Here is a 14,911-nt window from a genome sequence, read left to right on the forward strand (position 1 = left end):
GGCCGCCCCTGGATGCCACGGTCAAGCCGTGGCATGACAGGTGACGGAGGCGGCATCGCTCTGGAATTCTCCAGCCGGTTGCCGCTCTCTTGAGTGCAGCCGTGCCCGTCTAAGGCCGCTGTTCCAGCCCGCACCATTCGGCGACGAACAGGGCCAGCACCTCGGCCACCTGCATCATGCTGTCGATCGACACCCATTCGTCGATGCCGTGATAGCCGCCGCCGACGGCGCCGTAGCAGGTCGCCGGGATGCCGCCATAGATCTCGAAGAAGCGGGCGTCGGTGGTGGCGGTCGACGCCATGGTCGCGATCGGCGCGCCGGCGATCCGCTGATGCGCCGCCGACAGGGTGGTCATCAGCGGCGTGTCGGTCGCCATCACGCAGCCCTCGGCCTGGAAGCCGCGGTACTCGACCGCCACGGTGGCGCCCTTCAGCTCGCGACGCTCACGCACGGCCTGGTCGATCCGGCCCTCCAGCGCCGCCTTGACCGCCGACAGGGTCATGCCGGGATAGAAGCCGACGCGGATGTCGACCGCGGCGGTGCAGGGCACGCTGGAGGCCCAGTCGCCGCCCTCGATCCGGCCGAGGTTGAAGTTCACGGGGTGGACATGGTCGCGGTACAGCGCGTGGCGATGCGCCGGCTCGTTCCACTCCGCCTCCAGCCCGCGCAGCGCGTCGAACAGGGCGTAGGCCGCCTCGATCGCGTTGATGCCGGCGGAGGTGTCCAGCACATGCGCCGGCTTGCCGGTGATCCGCACTGTCAGCCACATCACGCCGAGCTGCCCGACCAGCAGGCTCTGGTCGAACGGCTCCGGGATCACCGCGGCATCGGCCTTGTAGCCGCGGGCCAGGCAGGAAAGGGCGCCGTTGCCGGTGCACTCCTCCTCGATCACCGATTGCAGGAACACCGGCGCCGCCGGCTGCAGCCCCAGCGCCCGCAGCGCATGGATCGCGGCGCAGTAGGCGGCGATGCCGGACTTCATGTCGCCGGCGCCGCGGCCATAGACCCGGCCGTCGCGGATCGTCGGCTGGAAGGGCGGGGTGGTCCACAGGCTCTCCGGCCCGGTCGGCACCACGTCGATATGGCCGTTCAGGATCAGCGACCGGCCCTTGATCTCGCGCGGCGTGTGGAGGCCGACGACATTCTCGCGCCCGGCATAGGAGTCGAGCATGGTGGGCGAGAAGCCGGGCAGGGTGCGGATCTCCTCCAGGTCCGGCTCGAACCGGTCGATCGCCAGGTCCAGCGACCGGAACTCCGCCTCGATCCGGTCCTGGGCGCCCTTCTCCTGCCCCAGCAGGCTGGGCTCGGCGACGATGTCGCTGAGGAAGGCGATGGTCTCCTCGCGCCGGTCGGCCACCGCGGCGCGGATCTCGCCCAGCAGCGTCTCATCGATGGTCATTGCGCGTCCTCCGCCGCCGTCGCCAAAGCCCCGAACGCCTGGCCGTCGACCAGGAACATCCGCTCCGTGTCCTGCCACCGCAACCCCTGTGCGGCGTAGAATCGCTGGGCGCCGTCATTGTCGGCCTCGACCGACAGCCGCAGATGGGTGGCGCCCCGCACCCGGCCTGCCGCCGCCGCCGCGGCCAGCAGCCGCCGGCCCAGGCCGGTGCCGCGCTCCGACGGCGCGACGTAGAGGTCCTGGACATAGACCCCGGGCTCGCCGCGGAAGGTCGAGAAATGGGCGAACCACAGGCAGGTGCCGACCGGCGCCCCGTCGCGCTCGGCCATCAGGGCATGGAAGGCCGGGGCGGGGCCGAAGCCGTGGCGGCGCAGGCTGTCCGGGGTGCTGCGGATCTTGTCGGCGAAGCCCAGGCCGCGGGCGAGGTCCAGCAGCATGGCGTGGATCGCCTCGGCGTCATCAGGGACGGCGGGGCGGATGACAGCGGAAGCCGTCATGCCGCGACCGGCAGGTTCAGCTCGGCCGCCAGGGCGTCGAGCGTGTCGGTCAGGATGGCCATGATCTCGTCGATCTGCGCCGGGGTGACGATCATCGGCGGGCAGACCAGGACATGATCGCCCTCGGTGCCGCCGCGGGTGCGCCGGGAATAGATGATCAGGCCGCGCTCATAGGCCAGCTCGACCACCCGGTCATAGGCGTTCAGTCCCTTCGGCAGCACCTGCATGCTGTCGCGGTCGGCCACCAGCTCCGCCGCCAGCAGCAGACCCTTGCCGCGGACGTCGCCGATGAAGGGATAGCGGTCCATCAGCCCGGTCAGCCGCGCCTTCAGCAGGTCGCCCATCCGCGCCGCGTTGCCGACCAGGTCCAGCCGCTCGATCTCGCCCAGCACGGCCAGGCCGGCGGCGCAGGCCAGCGGGTTGCCGGCATAGGTGTAGCCGTGCTGGAAGCCGCCGGCCTCAAGCACCGGCTGCACCATGCGGTCCGGCGCGACCATGGCGCCGAGCGGGACATAGCCGGAGCCGAAGCCCTTGGACAGGGCGATCAGGTCCGGCCGGGCCGGCCAGTGCTCGGCGGCCAGGAACTTGCCGGTGCGGCCGGCGCCGCTCATCACCTCGTCATAGATCAGGATCACGCCGTGGCGGTCGCAGATCTCGCGCACCCGGCCGTAATAGCTGTCCGGCGCCACCAGCGCCCCGGTCGAGGCGCCGCCCACCGGCTCCATGATGAAGGCCAGCACGCTGTCCGGCCCCTGGCGCTGGATCTCGGCCTCCAGCATGTCGGCATAGCGCAGGCCGCGCTGCTCCATGGTCAGGTCGTCGCGGTCGAGATAGGCGGTCGGCGCCGGGATCTTCGGCATCTCCTGCATCATCGCCGTGAACGGGGCCGACAGGGCGGTGTAGCCGGTCACGGCCAGCGCCCCCAGCGTGCTGCCGTGATAGGCGGGGAAGCGCGAGATCACCTTGGTGCGGCTGGCCTGGCCGGTGGCGACGGCGTATTGCCGGGCCATCTTCAGGCAGGATTCCACCGCCTCCGACCCGCCCGACACGAAGAACACCTTGTCCATGCCCGGCCAAGTGTATTCGACCGTCTTAGCCGCCAGCGCCTCCGACGCCTCGTTCTCGAAATGCAGGCGGTAGGCGAAGGTGGCCTTCTCCATCTGCCGGCGCATCGCCTCCAGCACCACCGGGTTGCCGTGGCCGATGTTCACGACCATGGCGCCGCTGGACCCGTCGATGAAGCGGCGGCCGTCCTGCGCCCAGATGTAGATGCCCTCGGCCCGGTCGACCAGCGGCCGGCGCTGGCGGGTCTGGTAGAACAGGTGGGACGGGGCGCCGTTCGACCCCAGCCCCCGGTGCTCGCTGGTCATGACTTCGACTCTCATCCCCTGTGCCGGCCGAGGGTGTCAGGGATTCGGATGCGGGTCGAGCCGCCGCCTGACCGCCCTGCGCCGAAGCCGCTTTACAGCCGGCCGGCCGGATGGGACAGAAGCAGGATCCGACGCCGCCGATGGATGCGACGATGACCCGCCCGGCCCGTGACTTCGGCCTCGTCTGCGGCACGCTGCCGACCGGGGAATTGAACGCCATCACCGACGTGCCCGGGCTGCGGGTCGGCCACCTCACCCTGCACACCGGCGCGGTGCTGACCGGGGTCACCGCCATCCTGCCGCATACGGGTAACCTGTACCGAGCCAAGCCCCGCGCGGCGGTCGAGATCATCAACGGCTTCGGCAAGAGCACCGGCCTGATGCAGGTGGCGGAGCTGGGGACGGTCGAGACCCCGATCCTCTTGACCAACACCTTCGCCGTCGGCACCTGCGCCAATGCGCTGGTCCGCGCCGCGATCGCGGCCAATCCCGACATCGGGCGCGAGACCGCGACCGTGAATCCAGTCGTGCTGGAATGCAATGACGGCTTCCTGTCCGACATCCAGGCGATGGCGGTGACCGAGACCGATGCGCTGGAGGCGATCGACGCCGCCAGCGACGGCCGGGTGGGCCAGGGGTCGGTCGGCGCCGGCACCGGGATGAGCAGCTTCGGCTTCAAGGGCGGCATCGGCACCTCGTCGCGCCGGATCAAGCTGGACCGCACCCATTTCCATCTCGGCGTGCTGGTGTTGGCCAATTTCGGCCGGGCCGGCGATTTGGTCCTGCCCGATGGCCGCCGGCCGACGCCGCCGACCGAGCCGACCGCGGAAAAGGGCTCGGTCATCGTGATCCTCGCGACCGACGTGCCGCTGGAACACCGGCAGCTGCAGCGCGTCACCCGGCGCTGCGGCGCCGGCCTGGCCCGGCTGGGCGCCTATTGGGGCCATGGCAGCGGCGACATCGCGCTGGGGATCTCCACCGCCGACCCGGTGGATCACGACCAGAAGCAGGACCTCGTCGGCATCCGGGTGCTGAACGAGGCCCGGATCGACCGGCTGTTCCAGGCCGCGGCCGAGGCGACGCAGGAGGCGGTGCTGAACGCGCTGTGCGCCGCCGGCGCCACCATCGGCCGAAGCGGACACTCCCGGCCCTCGCTGGCGGATTGGCTGATACAGGAAGGCGCATAATGAAGATCTACATCTCGTCCGACATCGAAGGCGTGGCCGGCGTGGTCTCGCCGCTGCAGGGCCAGCCCGGCAATGCCGAATACGAACGCGCCCGCCGGCTGATGACCGAGGAGGTCAACGCCGCGATCGAAGGCGCGCTGGAGGGCGGGGCGACCGAGATCCTGGTCAACGACGCCCATGGCCCGATGACCAACCTGCTGCCGGACCTGCTGCACCCGGCGGCGGAGCTGATCCAGGGCAAGCCCAAGCCGCTGAACATGTTCTGCGGGCTCGATGCCGGCCACGCCGCGGTGTTCTGCCTGGGATACCACGCCCGGGCGTCGGAGGAGGGGGTGCTGGCCCACACCACCAACGGCTTCGCCTTCCGCGCGGTGCGGCTGAACGGCCGGCCGCTGGGCGAGGCCGGGATCTACGGCGCCCATGCCGGCAGCCTGGGTGTGCCGGTGGCGCTGGTCTCCGGCGACGACCGCTGCGTGGCCGAGCTGCGGGATCATTTCCCCCAGGCGGAGTTCGTCCAGGTCAAGCAGGCCCTGGGCAACCGCGCCGCCCGGTCGCTGCCGGTCGCCGCCGCCCGTGCCGCCCTGCGGGAGGGCGCGGCCCGCGCCGTGCGCCGCGCCGGCGCCATTTCGCCCTTCCGCATCGACGGCCCCTACACGCTGGAGCTGGAGATGGGCGGCCCGGCCCTGGCCGATCTCGCCGCCACCCTGCCGCCGGCCGACCGCCGCGACGGGGTCACGGTGGCGTTCCCCGCCGCCAGCGTCGCCGACGCCATCCGCTGGATGAATGCGGTCTCCGCGATGACTGCTTTCTTGCGCTGAACCCGAGGCTTTCATGAGCAACCCAACCCGCGCCGTGCTGGCGATCCATGGCGGCGCCGGCACCATCCTGAAGGCGTCGATGACGCCGGAGCGGCAGGATGCCTACCACCAGGGGCTGCGCACCGCCCTCGCAGCCGGCCATGACGTGCTGGCCGCCGGCGGTTCGGCGCTGGACGCCGTCACCGCCGCGGTGATGGCGCTGGAGGACGACCCGCTGTTCAACGCCGGGCGCGGCGCCGTGTTCACCAGCGCCGGCGAGAACGAGATGGATGCGGCGGTGATGGACGGGCGCGACCGCCGGGCCGGCGCGGTCGCCGGCATCTGCGGCCCGCGCCACCCGATCCTGGCCGCCCGCGCGGTGATGGAGCGGACCGAGCATGTGCTGATGGCCGGGGAGGGGGCGCGCCGCTTCTGCCGCGACGCCGGGCTGGAGCACAAGGACCCGTCCTGGTTCCGCACCGACGCCCGGTGGGACGCCCTGCAAAAGGAGCTGGAGCGCCGCCGGCTGGCGCTGCCGGACGATGGCGACCAGGCCCGCAAGCACGGCACGGTCGGCGCCGTGGCCTGCGACGCCGCCGGCAACCTGGCCGCCGCCACCTCGACCGGCGGCATGACCGGCAAGACCCCCGGCCGCATCGGCGACAGCCCGGGGATCGGCGCCGGCACCTGGGCCGACAACGCCACCTGCGCCGTCTCCGGCACCGGCCATGGCGAGTTCTTCATCCGCTACGCCGCCGGGCACGAGATCGATGCCCGCATGCGCTGGGCCGGTCAGGACCTGGCACAGGCGGCGGACGGGGTGGTGCTCGACCTGCTCGGCCCGATCGGCGGCTCCGGCGGGCTGATCGCGGTCGATGCCCAGGGCAACGTCGCGCTGCCGTTCAACTGCGAAGGCATGTATCGCGGCGTGGTCGGCGCCGACGGCCGGCTGAGGACGGCGATCCATCGGGAAGAGTTCCGGGTGGGGTAGGGCGGGTATCGCGGTGCCACCAATTGGGTCCCCCCTCCCCTCGCGGGAGGGGGGCAGGGGGAGGGGGTTTTCGAGGCAACGCGCCGATGATCGATCAACACGTCCAGTTCTTGCGACGCAACCAGACCGATGCTGAGCAACTGCTGTGGCACCAGTTGCGGGACAAGCGCGTCGGCGGCGTTCGCTTCCGACGCCAATACCGGCTCGGCCGTTACATCGTCGATTTTATCTGACTTTCGGCACGGTTGGTGATTGAGGTCGACGGGCCGTCACACGAGCTGACCGTCGATGCCGATGCGCGGAGAACGTGTTGGCTGTAAGGTCAGGGTTTCCGCGTCATGCGCTTCTCCAACGACCAGGTCATGCGTGAGCTGACAGGCGTCGTGCAGGCGATCGCGGAGGTGTTGGGAGGACGAGGTGTTGAACCATAGGGCGTTCGGCTCTGGCATCGACAACCCCCTCCCCCTACCCCCCTCCCGCAAGGGGAGGGGGGACAAGAAGTGATGAGTTCCGAACGGCCCCCGGCCGCATCACCTGCCCGGTCATCGTCCCCTCCACCGCCGCGACATAGGCCTGCGCCACCGTGGCCGCCGGTGTGCCGTCGGCGCCGTCCAGGCCCATCGCCAGCAGCGTCTCGCGCACCCAGCCGGGGCTCACGCAATTGACCCGCAGGCCGCGCGGCAGGTCGACCGCGGCGGCCCGGACGAAGGCTTCGATCCCGGCATTCACCAGCGCCCCGAAGGCGGCGTCCGGGGTCGGGCGGGCGAAGGCGCCGCTGGTCAGGGTCACCGAGCCGCCGTCGCGCAGATGGTGCAGCGCCCGGCGCAGCAGCGCCACCTGGCCCAGCAGCTTGCCCTGCAGCCCCTGGGTGAACGCGGCATCCGAAGCCGAGACCAGCGAGGCCATCGGGGCGCTGGCGGCGCAGCACGCCACCGCGTCGATCTCGCCGACGGATTGCAGCAGCGCAGTGATCGAGTCCGGATCCTCGATGTCCACCGCCGGGGTTCCGCGGTGCGATGCCCGCACCATCTCGTGCCGGGTCTCCAGGGCGGCGGCGACCGCCGAGCCGATGGTGCCGGTGGCGCCGATGACGATGACCCTCATGCGGCAACTCCGGTCTTCAGGGTGAAGGTCTCGGGGTCGTAATCGTCGATGCTGGGAAATTGCAGCGGCGTGGTCGTCGCCAGGGCCAGCAGGCGCTGCCGGTACTGCTCGAGATAGGCCTGCCGGGCCTCGTCGCCGACCCGCGCCGGCTGCCAGGCGATCACCGGCGGCAGCACGTCGAAGCCGGTGAAGCGCAGCATGCCGTGCTGGATCGGGTACAGCAGCCGGTCGATGTCGCCGTTCAGCCCGTCCGGCCCGTACATCGTCGCCGGGCCGCCGACGGTCAGGGACAGCATCGCCCGCCGCCCGGCGAAGCGGCCGCGGTCGTACCAGGCCCCGCCGCCATAGACCGCGCCCATGGCGAAGACCCGGTCGACCCAGCCCTTCAGCATCGCCGGCAGCGAGAACCACCACAGCGGGAACTGGAAGATCAGCGCGTCGCACCACAGCAGCTTGTCCAACTCGGCCCGCACATCGGCGGCGAAGCCGTCCTGCGCGCTGGCATGGGCCTCCTCCTGCTGCTGCCGGAAGACCCCGGGGTCCAGCACGGTGGTGAAGTTCGCCCGGTCGGAGCGCGGATTCCAGCCCAGGGCATAGAGGTCGGAGACCACCAGCTCGTGCCCCGCCTCGGCCAGGCAGCGCCGGGCGGTGTCCGTCAACGCACCGTTGAAGCTGCGCGGCTCGGGATGGGCATGGACGATGAAGATCTTCATGGGCGCCTCCGGTCCGGGCACGCATCGCCCGCAGGACCAATCTGGCGCCGGCTTGCCATGAGGAGAATGGTGTATAATCTTCAATGGTCTTGAAGCTGGTGATAGAGAATGCGCGGCAGCGACTATGCGGAACTGAAGGCCTTCGCCGCGGTGGCGGAGGCGGGAAGCTTCTCCCGCGCCGCCGGGCATCTCGGCGTGTCGCCCTCCGCCCTCAGCCAGACCCTGCGCGGGCTGGAGGAGCGGCTGGGCGTCCGGCTGCTCAACCGCACCACCCGCAGCGTCACCGCGACCGAGGCGGGCGAGCGGCTGTTCGCCCGGATCAAGCCGCTGTTCGGCGAATTCGACGCGGCGGTGGAGGAGGTCAACCGGTTCCGCGACACCCCGGCCGGCCGGCTGCGGATCAACGTGCCGCGCGTCGCCGCCGCCCAGTTCATCGCGCCGATGCTGGGCGCCTTCCACCGCCTCCACCCCGGCATCACGCTGGAGGTGGTGGTCGACGACACCATCGCCGACATCGTCGCCGGCCGCTTCGATGCCGGCATCCGGCTGGGCGAGACGCTGGAGCGCGACATGGTGGCGGTGCCGCTGACCGGCGCGCTGGAGCTGATGGCGGTGGCGACGCCGGGCTACCTGGCCGAGCATGGCGAGCCGGAGACGCCGGCGGACCTGCACCGGCACCGCTGCATCCGCTTCCGCTGGCCGGGCGGCGGCGACCTCTATCGCTGGGAGTTCGAGCGTGAGGGCCGAGAGTTCGCGGTGGCGGTGGACGGGCCGCTGGTGGTCAACGACACCGAGCTGATGCTGCAGGCGGCGCTGGATGGCGTCGGCATCGCCTATCTGCTCGACCGCCAGGCCGGGCCCGATGTCGCGGCCGGGCGCTTGCTGCGGGTGCTGCACGACTGGTCGCCGCGCTTCCCGGGCTTCTACCTCTACCACCCCGGCCGGCGGCAGATGCCCCCGGCGCTGCGCGCCTTCATCGACGCGCTGCGCGGCCCGGGATAGGACCGCCAGCCTGCACGCCACAATTGCGAAGAACTATCGGATAATCGCCAAATTCAATCTAGGCGGCGATCTTGCGAATCCCGTATCAAGGCGGGGTTTTGGACCGGGTTCGAGTCCCACGCATTTTTGGGAGCATTGCATGGCGGACGTGGACGGCACCGACGGGAAGGACTTCTTTCACGCCGCGGGAGATGGGATGACCGCCCCGTCTGGGTACAACGACTTCACCTATGGTCCGGGCGACAATGTCTTCGCCTTCGCCGGAAACGACATCGTCATCGGCACCGGCAACAACAATATCTATGTCGGCTATGACGGCTACGACCTCCTGGATTATTCCGGCTTCGGCCAGGGCCTGATCTTCTTGAACGACAACGTGGGCGGCTACAGCAGCATCCTGCGGCAGTCCGACGGTGTTCGCATCGCTTTCTATTGGACCCAGCCCGCCTCCAGCTTCGAAGAGATTCACGGAACGGCCTTCGACGACACCATCCATTCGATGGGCGATGCCGTGTCGCTGCAGGGCGGCGGCGGCAACGACACCATCATCGCCGGCGCCAATGCCGAGACGCTGGACGGCGGCGCCGGTACCGACACGGTGAGCTATGTCGATTCCCTGGTGGGGGTGACCGTCGACCTGCGCCTGGGCGGGGCGCAGATCTCGGCCGGCGACGCCAATGGCGACACCCTGACCGGGATCGAGAACCTGACCGGGTCGGCCCTGGCCGACTCGCTCCATGGCAACAGCGGCGACAATGTCCTGACCGGGCTGGCCGGGGCCGACGCGCTGGTCGGCGATGCCGGCATCGACACCGCGGATTACTCCGGGTCCTTGGCCGGGGTGACGGTCGATTTGGTGCTCGGCACCGGCCATGGCGGCGACGCCGAGGGCGACACGCTGGCGACGATCGAAAACCTCACCGGTTCGGCCTTCGCCGACCACCTCTACGGTGACGCCGACGCCAATGTGCTGGCCGGCGGTGCCGGGGACGACACTCTCCATGGCGGTGCGGGTGCCGATGTCCTCGATGGCGGCGATGGCTCGGACTTCGCCAACTACCAGGGCTCGGCCGCGGCGGTCACGCTCGACCTGCTGGCCGGCACGGTCTCGGGCGGCGACGCCCAGGGCGACGTGCTGACCAGCATCGAGAACCTCTACGGCTCCAGCTTCGACGACCAGCTGAGCGGCGACAACGGCCGCAACGTCATCGGCGGCGAGAACGGCAACGACACGATCATCGGCCATGGCGGCGACGATGCCCTGAACGGCGAGAACGGCAACGACAGCCTCGACGGCGGCGACGGCAATGACCGTCTGGTCGGGGGCGCCGGCATCGACACCATCCATGGCGGCACCGGCGCGGACTCGATCGATGCCGGCGCCGACAACGACATCGTCTTCGGCGATGCCGGCAATGACGGCCTCTATGGCGGGGCCGGCGACGACCAGATCGACGGCGGCGACGGCAACGACGTGCTCGAAGGCGCGGCCGGGGCGGATGCCCTGACCGGCGGCGCGGGGATCGACACAGCCAGCTACGCCAGCTCGGCGGCCGGGGTGACGGTCAGCCTGGCGACCGGCACCGGCCTGGGCGGCGACGCCCAGGGCGACACCCTGGCCGGGATCGAGAACCTGGCCGGCTCGGCCCAGGCCGATCACCTGACCGGCGACGACATTGCCAACACCCTGACGGGCGGGGCCGGCGACGACGTGCTCGCCGGGGGCGGCGGGGCCGACACGCTGAAGGGCGGCGCCGGCAACGACAGCTTCGTCTACACCGCGCTGTCCGACAGCACGGTGGCGTCGGCGGGCAAGGATGTGATCCTCGACTTCTCGACGGGCGACCATATCGACCTGTCGGGGATCGACGCGGACGGCAACGGCGGCAACGGCGACACCGCCTTCGCCTTCGGCACCGGGGCCTTCACCGGCCAGGCCGGGGAGCTGCGGATCGTGACGGCCGGGGCGGTCCAGGTGGTCTATGCCGACACCAATGGCGACCGCATCGCCGATTTCGCCATCAATGTCCTCTCCGACCACCCCCTCGCGGCGGCGGATTTCCTGCTGTAGCGCCGCGACGGCACCGGCCCGGACGCCGCGGGGCGCCCGGGCCGTTTTCATGACGGCAACCCGCCACCGCCATCTGGACCCATCGATAGGGGGCATCTGGCACCATCCGGAGGCCATCTGGCACCATCGATTCACCCCATCTGGACCTAACGGGCTATGTGGGATTCCTGCTAAATACCCGCCATTCCGATTCAGCCCGGCCGGCCGACCCCAAGATCGACCGCCATCGCCTGGTAAGGCGCTCAGCAGGAGGCTCAGATGACCCAGACCCTCAACGGCACCGCCGGCAACGACGTCCTCACCGGGACCGATCCGGGCAATCCGGCCAATCCCGACGGTATCGACTTCATCAATGGCGGTGACGGCAACGACACCCTAACCGGCCTGGGCGGCAACGACACGATCTCGGGCGGCCTGGGCCAGGACATCCTGGATGGCGGCGCGGGCTTCGACACGCTCACCTTCGCCAACGCCACCGCCGGGGTGTGGGTGAACATCAACGGCGCCGCCTTCGGCGGCGAAGCCGTGGGCGACACCATGACCGGCTTCGAGGCCATCATCGGGTCCGCCTTCAACGACATCCTGGGGGGCGACGGCGGGAACAACACCCTCAGCGGCGGCGCCGGCACCGACATCATCTCGATCAGCGGCGGCACCGATTTTCTGGACGGCGGCGCCGGCGGGGACTTCCTCGACTGCCGCACCTCCGGCTCGGGCGTGATCATCAACGTGGCCACCGGCATCGGCGGCGGCGGGGCCGCGGGCACCACCTTCGCCAATTTCGAAAGCATCATCGCCACCAATTTCAACGACACCCTGACCGCCGCCGTGGGCGGCTCCACCCTGGGCGGGTTGGGCGGCGACGACACGATCAACGGCGGCGATGGGAACGACGTCCTGCTCGGTGACGACTTCCTCAACGTCATCGGCACCAGCGGCAACGACACGATCCACGCCGGCGCCGGCAACGACTTCCTCCAGGGCGGGGCGCTGGGCGACCTCCTGGACGGGGGCACCGGCAGCGACACCGCGTCCTACGAGAACTCCAACGCCGCGGTCATCGTAAATCTGGACAACGGCGTCGCGTCCGGCGGCCATGCTGACGGCGACACGCTGATCAGCATCGAGAACGTGCTCGGCTCGACCTTCGACGATTTCTTCGGCGCCAGCGCCGCGGTCAACTTCTTCGACGGCCGCGCCGGCATCGACGCGGTGACCTATGGCGGGTCCACCGCCGCGGTCACGGTCAACCTGAACGGCGGCGTCGGCGTCGGGGGCTGGGCCGACGGCGACACCTTCGCCAACATGGAGAACGTGATCGGCTCGAACTTCGACGACACCCTGTACGGCAACGGCGTCAACAACATCCTCGACGGCGGCAACGGCAACGACGTGCTCGAAGGCCTGGTCGGCGCCGACACCCTGCAGGGCGGCAACGGCAGCGACACGGCGGCCTATGTCTTCTCCGCCGCCGGGGTCAACGTCAACCTGACCACCGGCGTCGGCCTGGGCGGCGATGCCGGGGGCGATACCTATAGCAGCATCGAGAATGTCACCGGCTCGGCCTTCGCCGACGCCATCAACGGCGACGCCGGGGCCAACACCCTCAACGGCGGCGCCGGCGACGACGTGCTGCAGGGTCGCGGCGGCGCGGACGCGCTGCAGGGCGGCGGCGGTATCGACACGGCGACCTATGGCAATTCGGCGGCCGGGGTGGCGGTCAACCTGGCGCTCGGCACCGGGCTGGGTGGCGATGCCCAGGGCGACACGCTGACCGGCATCGAGAACGTCATCGGCACGGCCTTCAACGACACCCTGGACGGTGACGCCGGCGCCAATACGCTCACAGGGGGCGACGGCGACGACATCATCCGCTCCTATGCGGGGAACGACGTCGTCAGCGGCGGCAACGGCAACGACCTGATCAACGCCGGCGCCGGCGCCGACGCCATCGACGGCGGGGCGGGCGTCGACACGCTCTTCTACGACAGCTCGACCGTCGGGGTGGCCGCCAACCTGGCCAGCGGCACCGGCGGGGGCGGCGACGCCCAGGGCGACACGCTGACCGGGATCGAGAACCTCGTCGGCTCGGGCTTCAACGACACCCTGACCGGCGACGGCGGCGCCAATACACTGGCCGGCGGCAATGGTGACGACGCGCTCCATGGCGGGGCCGGCGCCGATGCCCTCGCCGGCGGCAACGGGGTGGATGGCGTCGACTACACCGGCTCGGCGGCGGTCACGGTCAATTTGGCGACCGGCACCGGCACGGGCGGCGACGCCCAGGGCGACACGCTGTCCGGCATCGAGAATGTCTTCGGCACAACCTTCGCCGACACCCTCACCGGCGATGCCGGGGCCAACACCCTCGGCGCCGGGGACGGCGACGACCTGCTGATCGGTGGCGGCGGTGCCGACCAGCTGCGGGGCGGCAACGGCATCGACACGGCGAGCTATTTGGGTTCCGCGGCGGCCGTCCAGGTCGATCTCTCGGCCGGGACCGGCACGGGCGGCGACGCCCAGGGCGACACCCTGACGGCGATCGAGAACCTGATCGGCTCGACCTTCAACGACACCCTGATCGGCAATGCCGGGGCCAACGACCTGCGCGGCGATGTCGGCGACGACACGATCCGCGGCGGGGCCGGGGCGGACCGGGTCGGCGGCGGCGCCGGGATCGATACGGCGGATTACAGCACCTCGTCGGCCGGGGTGGTGATCGACCTCGGGCTCGGCACCGGCACGGGCGGCGACGCCCAGGGCGACACGCTGTTCTCGATCGAGAACGTCACCGGCTCGGCCTCGGCCGACAAGCTGTTCGGCGATGGCTTCGCCAATGCGCTGGCCGGCGGCGGCGGCGACGACACTCTTCGTGGCGGGGCCGGCGCCGATGTCCTCGACGGCGGTGCCGGGTCGGACTTCGCCAACTACCAGGGCTCGGCTTCGGCCGTGACCGTCGACCTGCTCGCCCACACCGCCTCCGGCGGCGACGCGCAGGGCGACGTGCTGACCAACATCGAGAACCTCTATGGCTCCAGCAACGACGATCACCTCAGCGGCGACAACGGCCGCAACGTGATCGGCGGCGAGAACGGTAACGACACCCTCGTCGGCAATGGCGGCGACGACGCCATGAATGGCGAGAACGGCAACGACAATCTCGATGGCGGCGACGGCAATGACCGCCTCGTCGGCGGCGCCGGGATCGACACCATCCATGGCGGCACCGGCGCGGACTCGGTCGATGGCGGCAGCGAGAACGACATCATCTTCGGCGATGCCGGCAATGACGGGCTCTATGGCGGCACCGGCAATGACCAGATCGATGGCGGCGACGGCAACGATGTGCTCGAAGGCGCGGCCGGCGCGGATGCCCTGACCGGCGGCGCGGGGATCGACACCGCCAGCTACGCCAGCTCGGCGGCCGGGGTGACGATCAGCCTGGCCGGCGGCGCCGGCGTGGGCGGCGACGCCCAGGGCGACACCCTGGCCGGGATCGAGAGCCTCGCCGGGTCGGCCCATAACGACGTGCTGACCGGCGACGAGACTGCCAACACCCTGTCGGGCGGGGCCGGCGACGATGTSCTGACGGGGGGCATCGGCGCCGACCTGCTGCAGGGCGGGGCCGGCAATGACAGCTTCGTCTACACCGCCATCGCCGACAGCACCGTGGCGTCGGCGGGCAAGGACACCATCTACGACTTCACCACCGGCGACCATATCGACCTCTCGGCGATCGACGCCGACGGCAATTCGGCCAATGGCGACACCGCCTTCAGC

General features: G+C 70.5%; 11 protein-coding genes and 1 pseudogene. 7 read left to right on the forward strand and 5 right to left on the reverse strand.

Translation table 11 applies throughout. The features are described from left to right. Nucleotides 1–109 precede the first annotated feature (109 nt). Genes AB4112_RS20230 through AB4112_RS20240 form a run of 3 tightly spaced genes read right to left on the reverse strand, consistent with a single transcriptional unit; the run spans nt 110 to nt 3,266 of the window. On the reverse strand, nt 110–1,399 hold the full coding sequence (locus tag AB4112_RS20230) for a M20 family metallopeptidase (protein WP_441722575.1): 1,290 nt from the start codon (nt 1,397–1,399) through the stop codon (nt 110–112). After that, nucleotides 1,396–1,896, reverse strand: a complete 501-nt coding sequence (locus AB4112_RS20235) for a GNAT family N-acetyltransferase (protein WP_441722578.1) — start codon at nt 1,894–1,896, stop codon at nt 1,396–1,398. Before AB4112_RS20235 ends, AB4112_RS20230 begins: the two co-directional genes overlap by 4 nt. Continuing rightward, nucleotides 1,893–3,266, reverse strand: a complete 1,374-nt coding sequence (locus AB4112_RS20240; RefSeq protein WP_441722581.1) for an aminotransferase family protein — start codon at nt 3,264–3,266, stop codon at nt 1,893–1,895. Before AB4112_RS20240 ends, AB4112_RS20235 begins: the two co-directional genes overlap by 4 nt. A gap of 152 nt (nt 3,267–3,418) precedes the next feature. Here AB4112_RS20240 and AB4112_RS20245 point away from each other — a divergent pair, with 152 nt between their 5' ends. The 4 genes and pseudogenes from AB4112_RS20245 (at nt 3,419) to AB4112_RS20260 (ending at nt 6,672) form a co-directional block, all read left to right on the forward strand. Beyond that, on the forward strand, nt 3,419–4,453 hold the full coding sequence (locus AB4112_RS20245) for a DmpA family aminopeptidase (protein ID WP_441722584.1): 1,035 nt from the start codon (nt 3,419–3,421) through the stop codon (nt 4,451–4,453). Further along, nucleotides 4,453–5,271, forward strand: a complete 819-nt coding sequence (locus AB4112_RS20250) for a M55 family metallopeptidase (protein ID WP_441722587.1) — start codon at nt 4,453–4,455, stop codon at nt 5,269–5,271. Before AB4112_RS20245 ends, AB4112_RS20250 begins: the two co-directional genes overlap by 1 nt. Nucleotides 5,272–5,284: 13 nt before the next feature. Further along, nucleotides 5,285–6,241, forward strand: coding sequence for an isoaspartyl peptidase/L-asparaginase family protein (locus tag AB4112_RS20255; RefSeq protein ID WP_441722590.1), 957 nt, complete (start codon nt 5,285–5,287; stop codon nt 6,239–6,241). Nucleotides 6,242–6,327: 86 nt separating this feature from the next. Beyond that, a pseudogene (locus tag AB4112_RS20260) lies at nt 6,328–6,672 on the forward strand (endonuclease domain-containing protein). Nucleotides 6,673–6,706: 34 nt separating this feature from the next. On the opposite strand, the gene AB4112_RS20265 reads toward AB4112_RS20260, so the two are convergent. After that, nucleotides 6,707–7,345: a short chain dehydrogenase gene (locus AB4112_RS20265; protein ID WP_441722593.1), complete on the reverse strand. Its 639-nt coding sequence runs from the start codon at nt 7,343–7,345 to the stop codon at nt 6,707–6,709. After that, nucleotides 7,342–8,058, reverse strand: coding sequence for an NAD(P)H-dependent oxidoreductase (locus AB4112_RS20270; RefSeq protein ID WP_441722596.1), 717 nt, complete (start codon nt 8,056–8,058; stop codon nt 7,342–7,344). Before AB4112_RS20270 ends, AB4112_RS20265 begins: the two co-directional genes overlap by 4 nt. 108 nt (nt 8,059–8,166) lie before the next feature. Here AB4112_RS20270 and AB4112_RS20275 point away from each other — a divergent pair, with 108 nt between their 5' ends. The 3 genes from AB4112_RS20275 to AB4112_RS20285 all read left to right on the forward strand — a co-directional run. Beyond that, nucleotides 8,167–9,060, forward strand: a complete 894-nt coding sequence (locus AB4112_RS20275) for a LysR family transcriptional regulator (protein WP_441722599.1) — start codon at nt 8,167–8,169, stop codon at nt 9,058–9,060. A 196-nt stretch (nt 9,061–9,256) separates the two neighbouring features. Then, on the forward strand, nt 9,257–11,131 hold the full coding sequence (locus tag AB4112_RS20280) for a calcium-binding protein (protein ID WP_441722602.1): 1,875 nt from the start codon (nt 9,257–9,259) through the stop codon (nt 11,129–11,131). A 258-nt stretch (nt 11,132–11,389) separates the two neighbouring features. After that, nucleotides 11,390–14,911: beta strand repeat-containing protein (locus AB4112_RS20285; protein WP_441722605.1), on the forward strand; the 3,522-nt coding region annotated here is incomplete at its 3' end.

The sequence above is a fragment of the Inquilinus sp. 2KB_23 genome (genome assembly GCF_052115705.1).
GTDB lineage: Bacteria > Pseudomonadota > Alphaproteobacteria > DSM-16000 > Inquilinaceae > Inquilinus > Inquilinus ginsengisoli_A.